The sequence below is a fragment of the Vibrio sp. 10N.261.52.C11 genome, from assembly GCF_041471405.1.
In the GTDB taxonomy this organism is placed as follows: Bacteria; Pseudomonadota; Gammaproteobacteria; order Enterobacterales; family Vibrionaceae; genus Vibrio; species Vibrio crassostreae_C.
Map to the genome: position 1 here is coordinate 63,490 of NZ_JBFROI010000007.1, position 19,398 is coordinate 82,887.

The 19,398-nt window shown below is 45.6% G+C and carries 17 protein-coding genes; 9 read left to right on the forward strand and 8 right to left on the reverse strand.

Annotated features, from left to right (window positions below; translation table 11 throughout):
• Positions 1-197 precede the first annotated feature (197 nt).
• Positions 198-857 carry a ribosome biogenesis GTP-binding protein YihA/YsxC gene (gene yihA / locus AB4323_RS01830; protein WP_017060162.1) on the reverse strand — a complete coding sequence of 220 codons (660 nt, stop codon included), beginning with the start codon at positions 855-857 and terminating at the stop codon, positions 198-200.
• A 148-nt stretch (positions 858-1,005) separates the two neighbouring features.
• Here yihA and AB4323_RS01835 point away from each other — a divergent pair, with 148 nt between their 5' ends.
• The 5 genes from AB4323_RS01835 to hemN all read left to right on the forward strand — a co-directional run bounded on the left by AB4323_RS01835 (position 1,006) and on the right by hemN (position 5,547).
• Positions 1,006-1,623 (forward strand): cytochrome c, encoded by a 618-nt coding sequence (locus AB4323_RS01835; protein ID WP_012602993.1) that lies wholly within the window; start codon positions 1,006-1,008, stop codon positions 1,621-1,623.
• Positions 1,624-2,180: 557 nt separating this feature from the next.
• Complete coding sequence (locus tag AB4323_RS01840) at positions 2,181-2,819, forward strand: class I SAM-dependent methyltransferase (protein WP_010433503.1); 639 nt, start codon at positions 2,181-2,183, stop codon at positions 2,817-2,819.
• On the forward strand, positions 2,819-3,376 hold the full coding sequence (gene yihI, locus AB4323_RS01845) for a Der GTPase-activating protein YihI (protein ID WP_017060163.1): 558 nt from the start codon (positions 2,819-2,821) through the stop codon (positions 3,374-3,376). The genes AB4323_RS01840 and yihI overlap by 1 nt, the downstream gene beginning before the upstream one ends.
• A gap of 6 nt (positions 3,377-3,382) precedes the next feature.
• Entirely contained in the window at positions 3,383-3,871 is a 489-nt protein-coding gene (locus AB4323_RS01850; RefSeq protein WP_017060164.1) for a DUF2489 domain-containing protein, read from the forward strand.
• Between the two features lie 284 nt (positions 3,872-4,155).
• A complete protein-coding gene (gene hemN, locus AB4323_RS01855; protein ID WP_017060165.1) occupies positions 4,156-5,547 on the forward strand; it encodes an oxygen-independent coproporphyrinogen III oxidase in 1,392 nt (463 codons plus the stop codon).
• 83 nt (positions 5,548-5,630) lie between these two features.
• Here hemN and AB4323_RS01860 read toward each other — a convergent pair whose 3' ends face one another.
• The 5 genes from AB4323_RS01860 to glnA form a co-directional block, all read right to left on the reverse strand.
• Positions 5,631-8,213, reverse strand: coding sequence for a GGDEF and EAL domain-containing protein (locus tag AB4323_RS01860; protein ID WP_017063058.1), 2,583 nt, complete (start codon positions 8,211-8,213; stop codon positions 5,631-5,633).
• Between the two features lie 108 nt (positions 8,214-8,321).
• The gene (gene glnG / locus AB4323_RS01865) at positions 8,322-9,725 is read right to left on the reverse strand and encodes a nitrogen regulation protein NR(I) (protein WP_372151469.1); all 1,404 of its coding nucleotides are present in this window, start codon (positions 9,723-9,725) and stop codon (positions 8,322-8,324) included.
• 121 nt (positions 9,726-9,846) lie between these two features.
• The gene (glnL, locus tag AB4323_RS01870; protein ID WP_019826501.1) at positions 9,847-10,923 is read right to left on the reverse strand and encodes a nitrogen regulation protein NR(II); all 1,077 of its coding nucleotides are present in this window, start codon (positions 10,921-10,923) and stop codon (positions 9,847-9,849) included.
• 168 nt (positions 10,924-11,091) lie between these two features.
• A complete protein-coding gene (locus AB4323_RS01875; RefSeq protein ID WP_372151471.1) occupies positions 11,092-11,661 on the reverse strand; it encodes a DUF4124 domain-containing protein in 570 nt (189 codons plus the stop codon).
• 214 nt (positions 11,662-11,875) lie between these two features.
• The gene (glnA, locus tag AB4323_RS01880) at positions 11,876-13,285 is read right to left on the reverse strand and encodes a glutamate--ammonia ligase (protein ID WP_017059221.1); all 1,410 of its coding nucleotides are present in this window, start codon (positions 13,283-13,285) and stop codon (positions 11,876-11,878) included.
• Between the two features lie 562 nt (positions 13,286-13,847).
• Between glnA and typA the strand changes: the two genes are divergently transcribed.
• On the forward strand, positions 13,848-15,683 hold the full coding sequence (typA, locus tag AB4323_RS01885) for a translational GTPase TypA (RefSeq protein ID WP_017059220.1): 1,836 nt from the start codon (positions 13,848-13,850) through the stop codon (positions 15,681-15,683).
• 144 nt (positions 15,684-15,827) lie between these two features.
• Here the strand turns inward: typA and AB4323_RS01890 are convergent, their stop codons facing one another.
• A complete protein-coding gene (locus AB4323_RS01890) occupies positions 15,828-16,358 on the reverse strand; it encodes an AAA family ATPase (RefSeq protein WP_171732302.1) in 531 nt (176 codons plus the stop codon).
• Between the two features lie 31 nt (positions 16,359-16,389).
• Positions 16,390-17,031, reverse strand: coding sequence for a DUF2959 domain-containing protein (locus AB4323_RS01895; protein WP_029235101.1), 642 nt, complete (start codon positions 17,029-17,031; stop codon positions 16,390-16,392).
• A gap of 42 nt (positions 17,032-17,073) precedes the next feature.
• On the opposite strand from AB4323_RS01895, the gene AB4323_RS01900 reads away from it, so the two are divergent.
• From AB4323_RS01900 to AB4323_RS01910, 3 genes are read left to right on the forward strand one after another with little or no spacing between them, the layout of a single operon-like run.
• Positions 17,074-18,015: a virulence factor BrkB family protein gene (locus AB4323_RS01900; RefSeq protein WP_032546762.1), complete on the forward strand. Its 942-nt coding sequence runs from the start codon at positions 17,074-17,076 to the stop codon at positions 18,013-18,015.
• A complete protein-coding gene (gene dtd / locus AB4323_RS01905) occupies positions 17,987-18,421 on the forward strand; it encodes a D-aminoacyl-tRNA deacylase (protein ID WP_004735590.1) in 435 nt (144 codons plus the stop codon). Before AB4323_RS01900 ends, dtd begins: the two co-directional genes overlap by 29 nt.
• 16 nt (positions 18,422-18,437) lie before the next feature.
• Positions 18,438-19,373 carry a bifunctional GNAT family N-acetyltransferase/hotdog fold thioesterase gene (locus AB4323_RS01910; protein ID WP_017065806.1) on the forward strand — a complete coding sequence of 312 codons (936 nt, stop codon included), beginning with the start codon at positions 18,438-18,440 and terminating at the stop codon, positions 19,371-19,373.
• Positions 19,374-19,398 lie beyond the last annotated feature (25 nt).

Consider the following 19,398-nt stretch of genomic DNA (forward strand, 5'->3'; position numbering starts at 1 on the left):
CTGATTATTTAGATGTGTCTTTTAGTATGGTTCACTTCTATTGGTTTTAGTGGCTAAATCCGATTTTTAACACTAAAAACTTATGCTTAACTCACTCATTTTTGGGCAAAAAAATACCCCACCTATATAAGGAGGGGCATTGATAAGGCTAAATCACGTGTTGTAAGTGCTCTAACCTATAGCGATAAGTAGAGGAACTACTCTGAGTCGTTGTGCTCTTCGTCTGCTAACTCATCAATGATTTGATCAGCAAGCGCAGGCGCAAACCACTCATCCATCTTGGCACGCAGTTGGTCAACGCCGATGCCCTTCATTGAAGAGAAGACATCAACCGCAACATCACCACCGAAAGATTTTGCATCGTTACGGATTTTCAGTAGCTGTGCTTTACGCGCACCACTTTTCAGTTTGTCTGCTTTTGTTAACAAAACCTGTACTGGGATGCGGCTATCGATAGCCCAGTAGATCATTTGTTGGTCAAGGTCTTTCATTGGGTGACGGATATCCATCAATACCACTAAACCTTTCAGGCTTTCACGTCGTTGTAGGTATTCACCTAGCGACTTCTGCCATTTTTTCTTCATCTCAAGTGGTACTTGAGCAAAGCCATATCCAGGTAAATCGACGATATGACAACCGTCCGTTACCTTAAATAGGTTGATTAGCTGAGTTCGACCGGGTGTTTTACTGGTTTTCGCCAAGCTTTTTTGGTTTGTAACGCGATTTAGCGCGCTAGATTTACCAGCATTGGAGCGTCCTGCAAACGCAATTTCGATCCCTTCGTCTTCTGGTAAATGACGAATATCAGGTGCACTGGTAATGAAATGCGTGTTTTGATAATGAATTTTTACGCTCACTGTTAACTCCATCTCGACTTTGTGTAGTCGATTGATTACTTTTTTGTGAATTTGTGTAAAATAACCGTGCTCGGCATAAGGTCGCCTATTGTACCATGAGTGGCAACATAGAGTGGTACTGGAAGCTTGATAATTATAATGGAATGTCATGAAGAAATTAGCGCTAATTTTGAGTCTTTTAGCCAGCTGCTCAGTATGGGCTCAAGGTAGTATTGAAGCTGGTAAAGCCAAATCACAAACATGTGTTGCCTGCCACGGTGCTGACGGCAACAGCCTGATCACTCAGTACCCTAAGCTGGCTGGTCAACATGAGAAGTATCTAGAGAAGCAGTTAAAAGAGCTTAAGCTAGGTATGACAAGTGGTGGTAAGCAAGGTCGTTACGAACCTGTAATGGGTGCAATGGCGATGCCTTTATCTGAAGAAGATATGGCTGACCTAGCGGCATACTACGCCTCTCTACCTATCTCTAGTAACTCTACTCCTGAAAATGTAGTAGATGAAGGTAAGGTTCTTTACACAGCGGGTAACGCAGAACGCGGCGTAACGGCGTGTATTGCTTGTCATGGCCCTCGTGGTAATGGTACCGAACTTTCTGGTTTCCCTAAGATTTCAGGTCAGCACGCAGATTACATCAAGGCTCAACTTGAAAAATTCCGCGATGGTGACCGTAATAACGACATGAATGCGATGATGCGTGATGTAGCTAAAAAGTTAACAGACGCTGATATTGATACCTTATCGAAGTACGTTGGTGGTTTACACTAATTTGTCGGTTTCTTGCTCTTAGCCAGAGTAAAGGAATGTACGTTCGAGCGAGATTGAAGAGACGCCCCGATCAGTAATGGTCGGGGCGTTTTCTTTTGTATTGGTTTTATTAATGCGTTTTGTGTTTATGTCTGATTTATCAATGTGTGATCGATTTGTGTACAAAAGTGTGAAGTCGCACTCTTGTAGTCTTTTTGTAACACGGTAAAGTAACCGCCATCAGCTAGGAGCTGACTTAGATATGGATGATCATCTAGTCTAACGGTATAGACAGAAATGGATCAGGCTAGGACAGCCCAGCAACAAGGTGTTAGAAAAGGATAGCCAAAACTCATCAGGACGATGAACAACAAACAAATTTGGCATGGAAAGCACCAATAACAAATGGAGATTTGTGTACCAAGTTGAGTATGCAAATTTTGGCCGATATAGGCAGATTTAGAGAGCGATAGGTTTTCCTATCGCTTTTTTTATTGATTTGATGAAAAAACACCCAATACCTCTCCACTATAAACTCAGTTTCTGGTATGTTTCGCATCCCTGTTTAAGGATGTGCTATGTATACTTGTCCCTTATGCCATCACCAAGGCGTGAATCACTATTTTGAAGACAAACGCAGAGCCTATCTGCAGTGTCAGCAATGTGAACTGGTATTTGTTAAACCTGAACAAAGGTTAGAAGCAAAAGAAGAAAAAGCACACTATGATCTCCATGAGAACGATCCTAGTGATGCAGGCTATCGCCGCTTTTTATCTCGCATCGCGGATCCACTAACAGACAAAATTTCATCTAACTCACACGGGTTGGATTTTGGTTGTGGCCCAGGCCCTACGCTATCTATTATGTTAGAAGAAGCCGGACACACCATGGAGTTGTACGATATCTATTACCACCCAGAACCCTCTGTGTTGGAAAAAACGTATGACTTTATGACTGCCACGGAGGTGATAGAGCATCTTTATCACCCAGACAAAGTGTGGCAGCAATGGTTGAATTTAGTTAAACCCAAGGGCTGGATTGGTCTTATGACTAAACTAGTAATAGACGTAGACGCGTTTGCTGGTTGGCACTACAAGAATGACCCGACACATGTCGTCTTCTTTAGTCGTCAAACATTCCAGTTTTTGGCAGAGCGGGATAAGCTCGAACTAGAATTTTTTGGAAATGATGTAATTTTACTGAGGAAAGTGCAGTAATGGGTCGTAGTAAGAAATCAAGAAAGCCGGGAGCACTTGGCGCTCCGGAGCCTATGGTTACTCGTAACCGTAGTGAATCTGATGTTGAAGGTCGTGAACGTAAGCGTGTTAAAAAGCGTAAAGGCCTTAAGTCTGGCAGCCGTCACTCAGATGGTAGCGAAGCAAAACAGCGTAAAGCTGCACAAGCTCGTGATCCACGTTTAGGCAGCAAGAAAAAAATTCCGCTGATCGTTGAACCAGCGAAGAAGCCGACTAAACAAGAGCGCAAGCTATCTAACGAACAAGAGTTAGAGATGCTTGAGAATGACGCTCAACTGAACACACTCCTAGATCGTATCGAAAATGGTGAAAACCTAGGTGCTGGTCTACAGAAGTTTGTTGATGAGAAACTTGATCGTATCGAACACCTAATGGGACGCTTAGGTCTACTAGAGCCAGAAGACGATGAAGAAGAGATCTTCGAAGAAGCACCGGTTGCCTCTAAGAAGAAAGCGAGCTCTGACGAAGACTTGCTATCTCAATTCGAAGATTTCGATTTAGACAGCTTTAAAGGTTAATAGCCAGTGAACGTAACCTTATTAGCAATTGCTGGTGGAATTATCATTCTCGGCTTGGGCTCTTACGCAGGTTACCTTCTACTTCAAGTGAAGAAGCAGACGGAGTTGCAAAAGCAGCATCAAGCACTAGCCATTGAAAAACGCAACGCGACGATTTACGAAAACGTAAATACTTTGTGCTTAGCGGGCATTCAAGGGCAATGTGACTTACCTGAGATCAGTATCCGAGTGTGTATCATTATGGATAATGTTCAGGGTGATGAGCGTGTCGATTTTGATTCTGAGTATCCTGCTCTTTCTGAGCTGTACCATATCGTAAAAGATATGGCTCGCGGAGAGGCAAGACAGGAACTGACGAAGAAAGAGCGCATGCAGCAGAATCTCACGCGCCATAAGGCAGAGACTCGCTTGAATGATGCGGTCATTGAAGATCTGAAAAGGTTGCAAGAGAAGGTTAAACCTCTCAACAACCAAATCAACATTCAGATGATCTAGTCGCTAAGACTATTTAAAATAGAGGCTTGTTTAATACAGGGTGTTCTTGAGACACCTTATCTTTATAGATAGTGTTAAATGAGCCTTCTTACCTTTTGCGTCTCGTTAATCCCGACGCTTTGTTAGTGATCAAGCTAGCAGTTCTGAGTTTTTGTCTAAAAAATTGATTTTGTCTTGGAACGACCTTACAGGTCGTGTGGCAAAATAACCCGTCTATATTTTAATGTATGTAAAATGATTTGAGAGACCTTAGGTTCTCGCGGATCTAAATTGGAAATACCGCTATGTCGAGCAAGCCAGTAACAACGAATCAGCAAATCGTTTGGGATCAAGAGATCTTAAACAAGTACAACTATTCGGGACCTCGTTACACCTCATACCCAACTGCGTTGGAGTTTCATGAAGCGTTTACCGTCGCTGATTACGACATGGCGTGTACTCAATATCCTGAGCGTCCACTCTCTCTTTACGTGCATATCCCGTTCTGCCACAAGCTTTGTTACTACTGTGGTTGTAATAAAGTCATTACTCGTCACTCGCATAAAGCGGATGAGTACCTTGATGTGATTGAACATGAAATCCGCCAACGCGCCTCTTTATTGAATGGCCGTGAAGTGACGCAATTGCACTTCGGTGGTGGTACGCCAACGTTCTTGACCAAAACACAAATCACTCGTTTGATGAGTATTTTGCGTGAAGAGTTTAACTTCACCGCTGACGCTGAAATCAGTATTGAAGTTGACCCGCGTGAGATTGAGCTAGACGTACTTGACCACCTGCGTAACGAAGGCTTCAACCGCCTGAGCATTGGCGTGCAAGACTTCAATAAAGAAGTGCAGAAACTGGTTAACCGTGAGCAAGATGAAGAGTTCATCATTGCGATGGTTAAACGAGCGAAAGAGCTAGGCTTCCGTTCAACTAACCTGGATTTGATCTACGGCCTACCAAAGCAGACTCAAGCTTTGTTCGCTGAAACATTGAAGCAAGTGTTAGAAATGAAGCCGGGCCGTTTATCGGTATTTAACTACGCACACATGCCTCAGCTGTTTGCGGCGCAGCGTAAGATTAAAGACGAAGATCTACCTGAAGCGAAAGAGAAAATGGCTATCTTGCAAGATACCATCGAGACGCTAACGGGAGCGGGTTACCAGTTCATTGGTATGGATCACTTCGCACTACCTGAAGATGAGCTAGCCGTAGCACAGCGTGAAGGTATTCTGCATCGTAACTTCCAAGGCTACACCACCCAAGGTGAAGCTGACTTAATTGGTTTCGGTGTTTCTGCGATTTCTATGGTTGGTGATGCTTACGCTCAAAACCAGAAAGAGCTGAAGAAGTACTACGCTCAAGTGAATGACCTGCGTCATGCACTTTGGAAAGGTGTGGTATTAGACAGTGATGACCTAGTGCGTCGTGAGGTCATTAAACAGCTTATCTGTAACTTTAAGCTTGATAAAACCATGATCGAGTCTGAGTTTTCTGTAGACTTTAATGGTTACTTCAAAGAAGACTTAGGGCTACTGCAAACCTTCATCAATGATGAGTTGGTTGAAGTGGATGACAAAGAAATCCGCGTGACTTTGCGTGGCCGTTTGCTGATCCGTAACATCTGTATGTGTTTTGATAAATACTTACGTGCAAAGGCTCGCCAGCAGCAATTCTCTCGCGTTATCTAATCGCTCGATAGAGAATAGAACAATAAAAAATGCCAGCATCATGCTGGCATTTTTGTATCTGACTCATTCGATTTCTGCCTGGTTTAGGTGAGACTCTCAGTGGTATTTTGTTTGACCTTGGCACTTTGCTTGGAGTTGATGAGGTCGGTAGGCCATTGGTCAAACGGAACTGGGCGACTGTATAAGAAGCCTTGAGCAAGCGGGCACTGCAGCTGCTTGAGAAGTTCAGCCTGTTGCTGTGTTTCAACGCCCTCTGCCACCAAGCTTACTTTGAAGCCCTTAGTGATGTTAACGATGGCCGCGACGATGGAGCTATCTAGGTTCTCTTTATCAAGTTTGCTGACAAAGCTGCGATCGATCTTTAAGCAATCAAATGGCAGTTTGTGTAAATAAGCCAGTGACGAATAGCCGGTACCAAAGTCATCAATCGCAATTGATATCCCTAGTGCTTTTAGAGTCAGCATGTTATCGATGATGGTCGGGTCGTTGTCGACGATGCGTGATTCGGTGATCTCTAGTGTCAGGTTGCTTGCTGGCAGATTTGTGTCTCGCAACGTGCCTTTTACTTGTTCCACAAAGCCACTTTCACTCAGTTGATCGACCGACAGGTTAACGTGAATAGAGAAGTCCTTGCTCCACTTTCCTGATTCAATCGCGATGGCAGTATCTCGACACGACTTATGCAGAATTTGCTTGCCGATATCGTCAATGAGCCCGCTCTCTTCCGCGAGAGGAATGAACTCGAGTGGCGAGATCACCCCTTCATCCGTTATCCAGCGAGCTAAAGCTTCTGCTCCTATGGTCGAGCCAGATTCCAGATCAATAATAGGCTGATAAAACGGTTCGAACTGTTGAAGCTCAATCGCTCGGTTCATCCGCGCTAACATCTTGGTGCGATGTCTCGATGCTTTGCCCATTTCAAGGCTATAAATACAGACACTGGTTTTGTCTTGTTTCGCATTGCTCAATGCAATGCTGCTGCTGCGTAGCAGGAGTGTAATGTCGTGAAGATTCGAGACATTCACTATCCCCATCGATACCTTAATCACCACGCTTTCCGATTCCATTGAAAATGGGGAAGCGAAGGTTTGAAGTAAGCGGTTAGTCAGCAGCTGAACATCATCGCTTTGCGTTACGTTTGGCGCGTAGATGGCAAACTCATCACCACCAGTGCGAGCTAGTAGGTATTCGGATGGCAGTGTGCCTCTTAAACGAGCGGCCGCAATGATAAGTAGCTGGTCGCCATTGTAATGACCTAGGCTGTCATTGATGTCTCGGAAGCGATCAATACCAATCAAATACAGTGTGCCTTTTTCGTTGTCGGGGTGTTTCTTGGCAGCGTCAATAAAGCCTTCACGGCTGTATAGCTTGGTTAATGAGTCATAGGTAAGTTGAGACTGTAATGCATGAAACGAAGCCTTTAAGTTGTTGGTCATTTCATTGAATGACTCGACCAACATGCTGGTTTCATATATATGCCCTGTTTTTGGCATGCTCGCGTCCCAATCGCCCTTAGCAAGGCGTTTTGCCGCATCCGCTGTCGAGGTGATGGGTTGGGTTGCGCGATTAAAGGCAATTAATCCTGCAATGACCCCAATGCAGCTCAGTGCTAGCCCAAGCAACCAACTGTTTCTTTGATTTTCTGGCAATTCACCGAGCAGATTGCTTTCAGGGATCGACACCCCAATAAACCACGTGAGCCCGTGCTCATCTTCGTATGGGGTGATTTGGTTGAAGTAGCGTTCGTTGTCTAGGCTAAAACTAAAGCGCTGCTCGCCCAAATTCTCGATTAGGTGGAATTGCTCTACGTAGCTAGCACTCTCACGTATGACTGGATTAGCACTCTCTGTTGCTAGTTTGCGTTGCCCTTTGTTGGTTTGTCCTGTGCCCCATGAAACGACACTGCCTCCGCCTGAGTGCGCGACCAAGCGTTGCTGCTTATCGATGATGTAAACAGAGGCATCCGTTCTATCTTTGAGCTTTCTGAGAAACGCATTGAAGGTATTGATTTTGATGTCGCTGACTACGACGGCTTTGAATTCATTATCATCATAGATAGGCGCTAGAGCAGATAAGGTGATTTCTTGACGTTCGTCAGCATTGGCATAAATTGGTGACCATAACGGTTTTTTCTGTGTCGCAATGGGTGTGTACCAAGGACGGATTCTAGGATCGTAACCTGAAATCACCGATCGAATGTCTTCACTAATTTTGCTGCCACGGTAAATGACCAGCTGATCATTGGTGCGTTCGTCTTGCACCATCAAGGTGTAGCCTTTGTTGGCTTCTTTGCGGAAACCGACGTAGTTACCATCTTCAGAACCAAAGCCGATCGCATCGAGTTGAGGTACAGCAGTGTAATGGTCTGAAAACGTATAAAAAATATAGTCTTGGACCTTACTAAGATTGCCTGCTTGATAAAGATGGTGGTAGCCGATGTTATGGCTGAGCGAGAGGTTGGCGTGAAATGGCTTTTCTAAAAAATTAGACAGGCTTTGATGAACATTGTCAGTCAGTGATGTCAGCTGGCGTGCACTAACATCACTCACCATCTCTTTGTAGCTTAGCTTTTGAGTGAAAACCATTACACCCATAGTGAACAGAAAAATCATCACGAATGGCAGAACCACTGCGGTTCTCAAAGTAATTTGTGTTTTCAAAGACATCTTTAGCTACAACTTTGGTGAATAGTGTACTGTAATTGTACCGACACTATTCAAACCAAGCGACACTTTTTTGGTTAAAAAGTAGCTGCATCGAGAATCATATAAGGTCTAGTACAGTTCTTTGAGTTTACGAGTTAGGGTGTTTCTTCCCCATCCCAAAACCTTAGCTGCATCCTGTTTATGACCATTAGTGTGGTGGAGTGCAGCTTCTAGCAGTATACGTTCAAATTCTGGCAGAGCATAAGTTAGCAGCTCTTTTTCTCCTGAATCAAGCGCACACTTTGCCCAATTAGCGAGCAGTTGTTGCCAGTTATCTCCAGTTCCTGAAGTGGTCACCACTTTTTCTTCTAGCAGCTCTGGTGGCAGGTCTGAAGGAAGAATTTCGCTGCCGCTGGCCATCACGGTAAGCCAACGACAAATGTTTTCAAGCTGACGCACGTTACCCGGCCAATTGAGCTGGTTGAGCTTCAAAATGGTCTCAGGATGCAGTGTCTTCACTTCAACACCGAGCTCTTCGGCGGCGGATGCTAGGAAGTGATGAGTCAGCTTTTCAATGTCTTGTTTACGTTCGCGAAGTGCCGGGATATGGATTCGGATAACGTTCAGTCGATGGAAAAGGTCTTCACGGAAACCACCGTCATGCACCAAGCGCTCAAGATCTTGGTGGGTTGCTGCAACGATACGAACATCAACCTTAACCGCAGAATGTCCACCGACGCGATAAAATTGGCCATCAGAAAGCACGCGCAGTAGTCGAGTCTGAATATCGAGTGGCATATCGCCTATTTCATCAAGAAACAGAGTACCGCCGTTGGCTTGTTCGAATCGTCCTTGGCGAACACTGTTAGCGCCAGTAAAGGCGCCTTTCTCGTGGCCAAACAGCTCTGATTCGATCAAGTCTTTAGGGATTGCCGCCATGTTTAACGCAATGAAGGGCTTTTTAGCTCTTGGGCTGTGACGATGCAGCGCGTGCGCGACTAATTCTTTACCAGTCCCCGATTCACCATTGATCAGCACGGATATGGATGAGCGAGACAAACGGCCAATCGCTCGGAAAACCTCCTGCATTGCCGGTGCTTCACCGATGATTTCTGGCGCGTTGGTGTCTTCAGCGACCTCACTGGCTTGTTCGCGTTTCTGCTCTTGGCTGTGCGCGATCGCTCGTTCGACTAGAGTCAGTGTTTCATCAATATCGAACGGCTTTGGAAGATATTCAAAGGCGCCTTTTTGATAAGCATTCACCGCCGCATCAAGGTCTGAGTGCGCGGTCATAATGATCACGGGCAGGTCGGGAGAGCGTTGATGAACCTGATGCAACAGCTCAATCCCGTCAATGCCGGGCATGCGAATGTCAGACACCAATACGTCCGGTGTCTCGCGCTCAAGCGCAAGCAACACGCTCTCAGCATCAGCAAATGTTTCACACTTAATATCCGCAGATGAAAGTGTTTTCTCTACTACCCAGCGGATAGAGCTGTCGTCATCGACGACCCAAACGTATCCCTTACTCATAATTCAATTCCTTTGCAGCCAAATCTATTGTGATAATCATTGTTGTTTTTATGATGTCTTAATCTTTGTGTTACCGAGCTAAGCCTTTCATCTCGCTGTCCAATAGCGAGGTTCTTATGACCTAAATCGGTAGATAAATCGTGAATGTTGTGTTGCCTGGCCAGCTTTCAACATCAATTTTCCCATTGTGTTGATCGATCAGGTTTTGAGAAATCGATAGCCCCAGCCCTGTTCCACCTTCTCGTCCGCTGACCATTGGGTAAAACAGCGTGTCTTTTAAATCATCGGGGATGCCCGGACCGTTATCGCTGATCTCAATGCGCGCTGCGAGTTTGTGTCGCTGCCCGTGAATATTTGCTTGATGCACCGTTCTGGTGCGAATGGTGATTTTGCCAGAATCTTGAGTCTTTAGAATCTGCGCTGCATTGCTCACGATATTGAGCATCGCTTGTTCAACCTGTGCCGAATCCATCAAGATGTCCGGTAGGCTCGGGTCGTAATCCCTTTCGATGGCGAGCGTTGAACCCGATTCGAGCTCTACGAGCTGCCTGACTTTCTCAAGTATCTGGTGAAGGTTCTCTTCTGATTTAGTCCCCGGCTTCTGTGGGCCAAGCAGACGGTCGACTAATGCTCTTAAGCGGTCGGCTTGCTCAATAATGATCTGCGTATATTCATTAAGAGACTGATCAGGAAGCATTTTCCCAAGTAACTGCGCCGCACCTCTTAAGCCTCCGAGTGGATTTTTGATCTCATGTGCTAACCCGCGTACCAGCAACTTAGCCGCTTGTTGTTGTGCATGTTGGTTGAGCTCTTGGCTAAGGCGTCTTTGCTGGTCTATCTTGCGCATCTCAACCAATAACAGCGTCTCTCGCTGCCAAGATATTGGGCTAACCGTGACTTCAAGCATCAGTGGGCGGTTATCAACAACGAAGGTAACGTCACTGTCGGTAATGCTCTGGCCACTTTGTAGCGGTTGCGTCAGAAGCGCCAAATCAAGTGAAGCGTGTTGGATAAGTTGGCTCAGTGGATGATCAACGATGCGTCGTGCGCTCTGTGAAAAGAGCTGCTCAGCCGCCGGATTTGCGTATCGGACATACAATTGCTCATCGAGCATTAATGTCGAAGTCACCATATTGTCGAGAATGGCGCTGGAAAGATGGTGTGTATCTATGCTGTCGCTTTTGGCTGATCGATTCACTATTTCGTCCTTGAACTGGTGTTTTTCTCACTGCACCAAATTGGTGCGTAGCTAAGTTCAAGTATGGCGCATATCAACCAGAAGCTAAAGATAATTCATTAGAGTCGCTGAAAGCTGCTTCGATTAGGTGAAAAGTAGAGGTTATTTGGCCTCTTTTAACACATTGGCCTACTTGAGCGTCGCTCGATGTAAATACACGGTGACTGGACTAGTAGATGCAATAAGCTTGCCGCTTCTATGTGCTTGAATTGCAATGGTGTGAGTACCTCGATCGATACCTTTTAATTCCCAAATAGGTTGGGTCTGTGGGGCGCCATATCGACGGCCATCGAGCATCAATTGTAATTGCTCACCTATACCAAGCTTTCGGTTGAGTTCTATCTGAATCGGGATTAAGCCGCGATTACTACGAATGGTTTGATCATGAACTGGAGTCAACATGGTGAGGGCTAATTGAGTAGGAACCTCGCGCTTTGTGGTTTCGGTTTCTGCCTGAGTTTTGGCTGGCGTTGCCGTTTTAGTTGTAGAGGAAGCAGTAGCGTCAACCGGAGTTGAGGCCTCAAATTTAGGGGCGGGTGCTGAAGCTTGCACATCTGGCAGGCGAAGAGCCTCGGCATCTTGAGCGCTAGGGTTATCACTAAAGTGGAGCACGCCATCTTCATCTATCCAGGTATACACCGTTTGAGCAGAGCACGAGAGCGCGACTGTTAACCCGATTAGGAACAGTATGTTTTTCATATCTTTAGCCTCTTTTCACCGCTAGGTGATTTCACGTTTGGCGTTGGTTTTATTGTATTTAGCGCGACAGCCTCTGAGGGCTTTTGTCTAAGGTATGGTACGAGGAAGCGGGGGGAGGGAGAATATAAAAAAGGCCCGCCTGCGAGGCGAGCCTAATATTTAGTCAGCGATTCTTACAAGGTTGCAGTAAGAAATGGCTTATCTCTACAGGAGATTAAACTGAGTAGTACAGTTCAAACTCAAGTGGGTGTGTAGCCATGTTCACGCGTTGTACGTCGTCAGATTTCAGAGTGATGTAAGAATCGATGAAATCGTCAGAGAATACGCCGCCAGCTGTTAGGAACTCACGGTCTTCGCTAAGCGCTGCTAGAGCTTCTTGTAGAGATTCTGCAACTGTTGGGATTTCAGCTGCTTCTTCTGCAGGAAGGTCGTATAGATCTTTATCCATAGCTTCGCCTGGGTGAATCTTGTTCTTGATGCCGTCAAGGCCAGCCATAAGCATTGCTGAGTAGCATAGGTATGGGTTAGCTGCTGGGTCACCAAAACGTAGCTCGATACGACGTGCTTTAGGGCTTGGTACTACTGGGATACGGATAGAAGCAGAACGGTTACGTGCTGAGTAAGCAAGCATTACAGGTGCTTCGAAACCAGGTACAAGACGCTTGTACGAGTTAGTTGATGGGTTAGCAAACGCGTTGATTGCACGAGCGTGCTTGATTACACCACCGATGTAGTAAAGAGCCATTTCAGATAGGCCGCCGTACTTATCACCAGCAAACAGGTTAACGCCGTCTTTTGCTAGAGATTGGTGAACGTGCATACCAGAACCGTTGTCACCAACTAGTGGCTTAGGCATGAATGTCGCTGTTTTACCAAATGCGTGAGCAACGTTGTGTACAACGTACTTGTAGATTTGAGTTTCATCAGCTTTCGCTGTTAACGTGTTGAAGCGAGTAGCGATTTCGTTTTGACCCGCAGTTGCTACTTCATGGTGGTGAGCTTCAACAACTAGGCCCATCTCTTCCATTACTAGACACATTGCTGAACGGATGTCTTGAGATGAATCTACTGGAGCTACTGGGAAGTAACCGCCTTTAACGCCAGGACGGTGACCTTTGTTACCGCCTTCGAAGTCAGAACCTGTGTTCCAAGCTGCTTCTACGTCATCGATCTTGAAGAAAGAACCAGACATGTCGTTTGAGAACTTAACGTCGTCAAATAGGAAGAATTCTGGCTCTGGACCAACTAGAACTGTGTCTGCGATACCTGTAGAACGTAGGTACTCTTCAGAACGTTTAGCGATAGAGCGTGGGTCACGGTCGTAGCCTTGCATTGTTGCAGGCTCAAGGATGTCACAACGGATGTTTAGTGTTGCGTCTTCTGTGAATGGGTCCAGTACAGCAGATGCTGCGTCTGGCATCATTACCATGTCAGATTCGTTAATGCCTTTCCAACCAGCTACTGAAGAGCCGTCAAACATTTTGCCTTCTTCGAAGAAGTCTGCATCAACTTGGTGAGAAGGAATAGAGATATGCTGCTCTTTACCTTTTGTATCAGTAAAACGTAAGTCGATAAATTTAACTTCGTTCTCTTGGATCAGGGATAGTACATTTTCTACTGACATCTTGGATAACCTCCAGTGTTATTAATTCGGTATTAGCTCGATTCGGTTGAAACTAGCATTGATTAATGTCTATAAGTGCATTAATCGATGCTGATTTATCTATAGCCAAAAACGTGCCAAAAAAATTATTCCATTAATTTCAATGATTTACTTGTTTTTCGGTTTTGCTTAATTTGGTTTTTGCACCAAAATGATCTCCGGGCGCACCTTATTGGTGCAATTGTTTGTCTGTGCACCAATATGAGACATAAGCGAGCACCATTCAGCAATGAATTGCCTAAGTTGTCAATCCACTTTTGTTATTTTGCGGGAGATTTGGTTCGCCACTCGCAGGTAATACTTTTTTAGAGTCCTACGAATTGGGCTGTTCAACACTGTACTGAATCAAAGTTAAGCGGATATGAATCGCTAATAAAGAAAAAAGCCCCGGTTCAGATCACATATTTCTGGGTTTTTGTCTAGAATCTGGTATATTATTGACCGTTTTTTAAATCAAGCTAGCGGTTATTATCCAAACTTTTGAGATAAGTGACGGCTACTTTTATGAGTGAATCGAGAATCCATGTCTACTCCACAGATTGATAAGTTAAGAAATATCGCGATCATCGCGCACGTTGACCACGGTAAAACGACTTTGGTTGATAAACTGCTACAACAGTCAGGCACTCTTGAGTCTCGTGGTGAAGCTGAAGAGCGTGTCATGGATTCGAATGACATCGAAAAAGAGCGTGGCATTACCATTCTTGCTAAGAACACAGCAATCAACTGGAATGATTACCGCATCAACATCGTAGATACTCCGGGACACGCGGACTTCGGTGGTGAAGTTGAGCGTATCATGTCTATGGTTGACTCTGTTCTGCTTATCGTTGACGCAGTTGATGGCCCAATGCCTCAAACTCGTTTCGTAACGCAAAAAGCATTCGCACACGGTCTTAAGCCAATCGTTGTAATCAACAAGATTGACCGCCCAGGCGCTCGTCCTGATTGGGTTATGGATCAAGTATTCGACCTTTTCGACAACCTAGGTGCTACTGATGAGCAACTAGACTTCACAGTTGTTTACGCTTCAGCTCTAAACGGCTGGGCAACAATGACTGAAGGCGAAACTGGCGAGAACATGGAACCATTGTTCCAAGCTGTTGTTGATACAGTAGACGCGCCTGCAGTTGACCTTGACGGTCCACTACAAATGCAAATTTCGCAACTTGATTACAGCTCTTACGTAGGTGTTATCGGTGTTGCTCGTGTTACTCGTGGTTCTGTTAAACCAAACCAACAAGTAACTATCGTCAATGCAGAAGGCAAAAAACGTAACGGTAAAGTAGGTACAGTTCTTGGTTACCTAGGTCTTGACCGTCACGAAGTTGAGCAAGCTAACGCTGGCGACATCATTGCAATCACTGGTCTTGGTGAGCTGAAAATTTCAGACACTATCTGTGACGTAAACAATGTTGAAGCAATGACTCCGCTTTCTGTTGATGAACCAACAGTAACAATGACGTTCCAAGTAAACACTTCTCCGTTCGCGGGTAAAGAAGGTAAGTTCGTTACTTCACGTAACATCCTTGAGCGTCTAGAGAAAGAACTAGTACACAACGTTGCACTACGTGTTGAAGAAACTGATAACCCAGATCGTTTCCGTGTTTCAGGTCGTGGTGAACTTCACCTATCTATCCTGATCGAAAACATGCGTCGTGAAGGTTTCGAGCTAGCTGTATCTCGTCCAGAAGTTATCATCAAGAAAGACGAAGATGGCAACCTAACTGAACCGTTTGAAACTGTGACTATCGACGTGCTTGAAGAGCACCAAGGTGGCATCATGGAAAACATCGGTCTACGTAAAGGTGAGCTAACTGATATGTCTCCAGATGGCAAAGGCCGTGTTCGCATGGACTTCATGATGCCTTCTCGTGGTCTTATCGGTTTCCAAACTGAGTTCCTAACTCTAACGTCTGGTTCTGGTCTTCTTTACCACTCATTTGATCACTACGGTCCTCACAAAGGCGGCGTAATCGGTCAACGTAACAACGGTGTTCTAATCTCGAACGCAACTGGTAAAGCTCTGACTTACGCACTATTCAACCTACAAGAACGTGGTCGTCTATTTGCTGAGCACGCGGATGAAGTATACGAAGGTCAAATCATCGGTATTCACAACCGTTCAAACGACCTAACAGTAAACTGTCTGAAAGGTAAGCAGCTAACGAACGTTCGTGCATCTGGTACTGATGAAGCACAGGTTCTTTCGCCACCTATCCGTCACACTCTAGAGCAAGCTCTTGAGTTCATCGACGAAGACGAACTAGTAGAAGTAACGCCAGTAAGCATTCGTATCCGTAAGAAGCTTCTTACTGAAAACGAACGTAAGCGTGCAGCACGTCCAGCTAAGGCTTAATTGCCAGCTGACTAGCTTCTAGCTAAGTAGATAAGAAAGCCCCGAGTAGCCTAGCTGCTCGGGGCTTTTGTTTTTTAGTTTGTTTAGATACGGTTAAACGAGATTTCGTCATCCTCAAGAGGGAGGAACGACCGAGTTGGGGATCTAGCTTTTGATACCTAAGTAACGCTCAACGAATTGAAGCCGTTCTTCGACTGGCATAAACGGCACTTCAACCACCTCATAACCAAGTTCTTGGTAGACTCTTTCTAACGCGTGGTGAATCTCTAACGCCTCCTCAAACGGATAAGGTCTCACATCATCTTGGACATAAATTGAAGCCTCAGGGCGACAGAACAACACTTGGGGGTGATAACCTTGGCTCGCTTCTCGGTAGGTTGTGTTTATCTCTAGTTTCGCCTGAGCCAAGTAGCCACAGATATCTGGAATGGCGCGATCGAGAAAGGCAACAGGATGCTGACTGGCTTGGTCTTTGTGTTCGCTCATGACGGTTAAACATAGGCGAGCAAAGCCTGGAAGGTCTAACCAAGGTAAGATACCGTTCTCAAGTTGACTCTGCTGTTCGATTAACTGGCGAGAGGACTCAGCGAAGGTGGGGTAACCCGCATCACCCAAAGCATTGATCAATGTGGTTTTTCCGGCGCCAGGGCCGCCAGTAATAATGATTGGGTTCATACGGGCTTATCTTTATTTGTGCCTACGGGCGTTATTTCTGGTTTAGTTGAGCAAGGAACTTATCCGATTCGGCGATCGCAGCATTCATCTGTTCTATTGCGTAGGCGATGTCTTTTTCTAAGCTCATAAACTCACCTTGCAGCGAGCCGACAGCGCTCGCATTGAGGTTGTGCTTCAAGTAAAGCGTGTTGTCGCGAAGGGTATTGAGCACTGGGTCCATTTTCTTCTCGGCGCGCTTCATTGCTGACAGCATCGTTTGGTAAGACAATTTAGTTTCACGAAGCTTTTGCTCGCTCGAGCGGCGCAGTGAATCACTGGTGTAGAGATCTAACTCACTCTGCCACTCTTCAAACAGCGCATCCGACACATCTTCAATCGCAGCAATGCGGTCACTGACATTTTGCGCGGCTTTCTCGCTGTCTTGGTATTTATCATTGATTTGGTTGTACATGTCTTCAAGGTCGCCGCCACTGAAATTAGTCAGGCTACTCAAGGCTTCAAGTGCGCTGGTAAACTCTTCCTGAGCATCCTGCTGCGACTCTTTAGCGTCTTCCACTCTATCGACCATAATGTCACGCTTGTGGTAACCCACTTGCTCCATGGCGGAGTAATAAGCTGACTGGCATCCAGTAAGAGTAAAAATAGAGAGGACTATAACTATTAAATAAGGCATCCTAGTTTCCTATAGTTAAGTAACGGAATATTAATTAGGACTATGAACGAGTTACAAGGGAGTTACAAGTTGAAGATAAAAAAGGTCGCCACACTCAGTATTCAGTTTTCTCGCTATCTTTTGGCGCGAATGACGCACGATAGAGTCAACGTGAATGCGGGCTACTTGGCGTACATTACTTTGCTCTCGATCGTACCGATGTTGACGGTTCTGCTCTCTATCTTGTCATCATTTTCCATCTTTGCTGATGTTGGTATCGTGATTCAAAACTTCGTTATTATCAACTTTGTTCCAGCGTCAGGAGATGCGGTGCACGGTGCCTTGCTCGAGTTTGTTGCCAACACGGGTAAGATGACGGCGGTCGGTAGTGTGTTCTTGTTCATTGCGGCACTGATGTTGATCTCGAATATCGATAAGAACCTAAACTACATCTGGCGTGTTAATGAGAAGCGACGTGCGGTATTGTCGTTCTCAATGTACTGGATGGTGCTAACACTTGGGCCGATCTTGGTTGGGGCGAGTATTGCTGCCACTTCGTATGTGACATCGCTCAGTCTGCTACAAAATGAAGTCGTATCTGGCGCCTTTAATACCGTAATTCGCAAACTGCCTTTGATTCTCTCTTTCTTTGCGTTTTTCGGTCTGTACCTGTTGGTTCCCAACAAAAAGATACACTTTTCTCATGCGGCTGCAGGTTCTCTAGTGGCGGCTCTGTTGTTCGAACTCAGTAAGAAAGGCTTCGCGGCCTACATTACTCAATTCCCTTCTTACCAGTTGATTTATGGCGCATTGGCGGCAATACCAATTCTTTTTGTCTGGGTTTATTTGTGCTGGTTGATTGTGCTGGTGGGTGCTGAGGTGACCGCTGCATTGGGTGAGCAGGAACAGTGGAGTGACTCGAAAGAAATGGTACACTCGTCGGATAAAGACAAAATCACAGAGCAAGGAAACAACAGTGATAGCACTGATCCAGAGAGTAAGTGAAGCTGCCGTCCGTGTTGATGGCGAAGTAGTTGGTGAGATTGAACAAGGCTTATTAGTTTTGTTAGGCGTAGAAAAAGGTGACGACGAAGCCAAAGCCAAACGTTTGATGGAACGAGTGACCACTTATCGTGTCTTTGGAGACGAAGACGATAAAATGAACCTCAACGTGAAGCAAGTAGAAGGTAAGGTATTAGTGGTGTCTCAATTCACTCTGCCGGCCGATACCAAGAAAGGGACTCGAGCAGGGTTCTCTCGTGGTGCTCACCCAGAAGATGCTGAGCGTCTTTATAACTATTTCTCTGACCAGTGTGAATCAGTGTTACCAACGGAACGTGGCCGATTCGCAGCCGACATGAAAGTGTCTTTGGTTAATGATGGCCCAGTGACATTCTGGCTGCAGGTTTAGGCTTAAAGGAATAAGCATGTTTAAACTCATAACACCAACCACCGAAAATCAGCTAAACAAGTATTACCATTTTCGTTGGCAGATGCTCCGTGAACCTTGGCGAATGCCGGTAGGTTCTGAGCGCGATGAATATGACCCAATGAGTCACCATCGCATGATTGTTGATGGTCGTGGTCGCCCGATGGCGATTGGTCGTCTGTATATCACCCCAGATCTGGAAGGTCAGATCCGCTATATGGCGGTGAAGAAATCTCGCCAAAGTAAAGGCATGGGTTCGTTGATTCTAGTCGCACTTGAGTCATTGGCTCGCCAAGAGGGTGCTAAGCGCTTGGTGTGTAATGCACGTGAAGATGCGATCTCATTCTATGAGAAGAATGAATTTGAACGTCGCGGTGAGATTAACGATCAACGTGGCCCTGTGCGTCACCAACAGATGGTTAAGCATCTTGACCCAATGGCAGACGTTCTGCGTAAGCCTGAGTGGTGTAATGAGCTTCAGCAGCGCTGGGAACATCAGATCCCGATCAGTGACAAGATGGGCATCAAGATCAACCAATACACGGGTTACCAATTTGAGTGTAGTGCTCAGCTGAATCCCAACTTGAACCCGCATAATACCATGTTTGCAGGCTCTGCCTTTACCTTAGCGACCTTAACTGGTTGGGGGATGACTTGGTTATTGATGAAAGAACGCGGGCTGACCGGTGATATCGTGCTGGCAGACAGTAATATTCGTTATCGTCACCCGGTTGAGCAAAACCCTGTTGCCTCTACTTCATTGGATGGGATCAGTGGTGACTTGGACCGCCTTGCGTCAGGAAGAAAGGCACGTATCATCATTCACGTGACCATTCATAGCGGCGATGTGGAAGCGGTAGAGTTTACGGGAACCTATATGCTGATCCCTGACTACAAAAAGCGATTATCAACAGACTCCAACGTAAACGTATAGCTGACACTGGCTAACAGATACAGAT

What these genes read in the sequence shown, in the direction of transcription:
- AB4323_RS01835 (WP_012602993.1), top strand. Translation starts at nt 1,006, where the DNA reads ATGAAGAAATTAGCGCTAATTTTGAGTCTTTTAGCCAGCTGCTCAGTA.
- AB4323_RS01840 (WP_010433503.1), top strand. Translation starts at nt 2,181, where the DNA reads ATGTATACTTGTCCCTTATGCCATCACCAAGGCGTGAATCACTATTTT.
- yihI (WP_017060163.1), top strand. Translation starts at nt 2,819, where the DNA reads ATGGGTCGTAGTAAGAAATCAAGAAAGCCGGGAGCACTTGGCGCTCCG.
- hemN (WP_017060165.1), top strand. Translation starts at nt 4,156, where the DNA reads ATGTCGAGCAAGCCAGTAACAACGAATCAGCAAATCGTTTGGGATCAA.
- AB4323_RS01860 (WP_017063058.1), bottom strand. Translation starts at nt 8,213, where the DNA reads ATGTCTTTGAAAACACAAATTACTTTGAGAACCGCAGTGGTTCTGCCA.
- glnG (WP_372151469.1), bottom strand. Translation starts at nt 9,725, where the DNA reads ATGAGTAAGGGATACGTTTGGGTCGTCGATGACGACAGCTCTATCCGC.
- AB4323_RS01875 (WP_372151471.1), bottom strand. Translation starts at nt 11,661, where the DNA reads ATGAAAAACATACTGTTCCTAATCGGGTTAACAGTCGCGCTCTCGTGC.
- glnA (WP_017059221.1), bottom strand. Translation starts at nt 13,285, where the DNA reads ATGTCAGTAGAAAATGTACTATCCCTGATCCAAGAGAACGAAGTTAAA.
- typA (WP_017059220.1), top strand. Translation starts at nt 13,848, where the DNA reads ATGTCTACTCCACAGATTGATAAGTTAAGAAATATCGCGATCATCGCG.
- AB4323_RS01890 (WP_171732302.1), bottom strand. Translation starts at nt 16,358, where the DNA reads ATGAACCCAATCATTATTACTGGCGGCCCTGGCGCCGGAAAAACCACA.
- AB4323_RS01895 (WP_029235101.1), bottom strand. Translation starts at nt 17,031, where the DNA reads ATGCCTTATTTAATAGTTATAGTCCTCTCTATTTTTACTCTTACTGGA.
- AB4323_RS01900 (WP_032546762.1), top strand. Translation starts at nt 17,074, where the DNA reads ATGAACGAGTTACAAGGGAGTTACAAGTTGAAGATAAAAAAGGTCGCC.
- AB4323_RS01910 (WP_017065806.1), top strand. Translation starts at nt 18,438, where the DNA reads ATGTTTAAACTCATAACACCAACCACCGAAAATCAGCTAAACAAGTAT.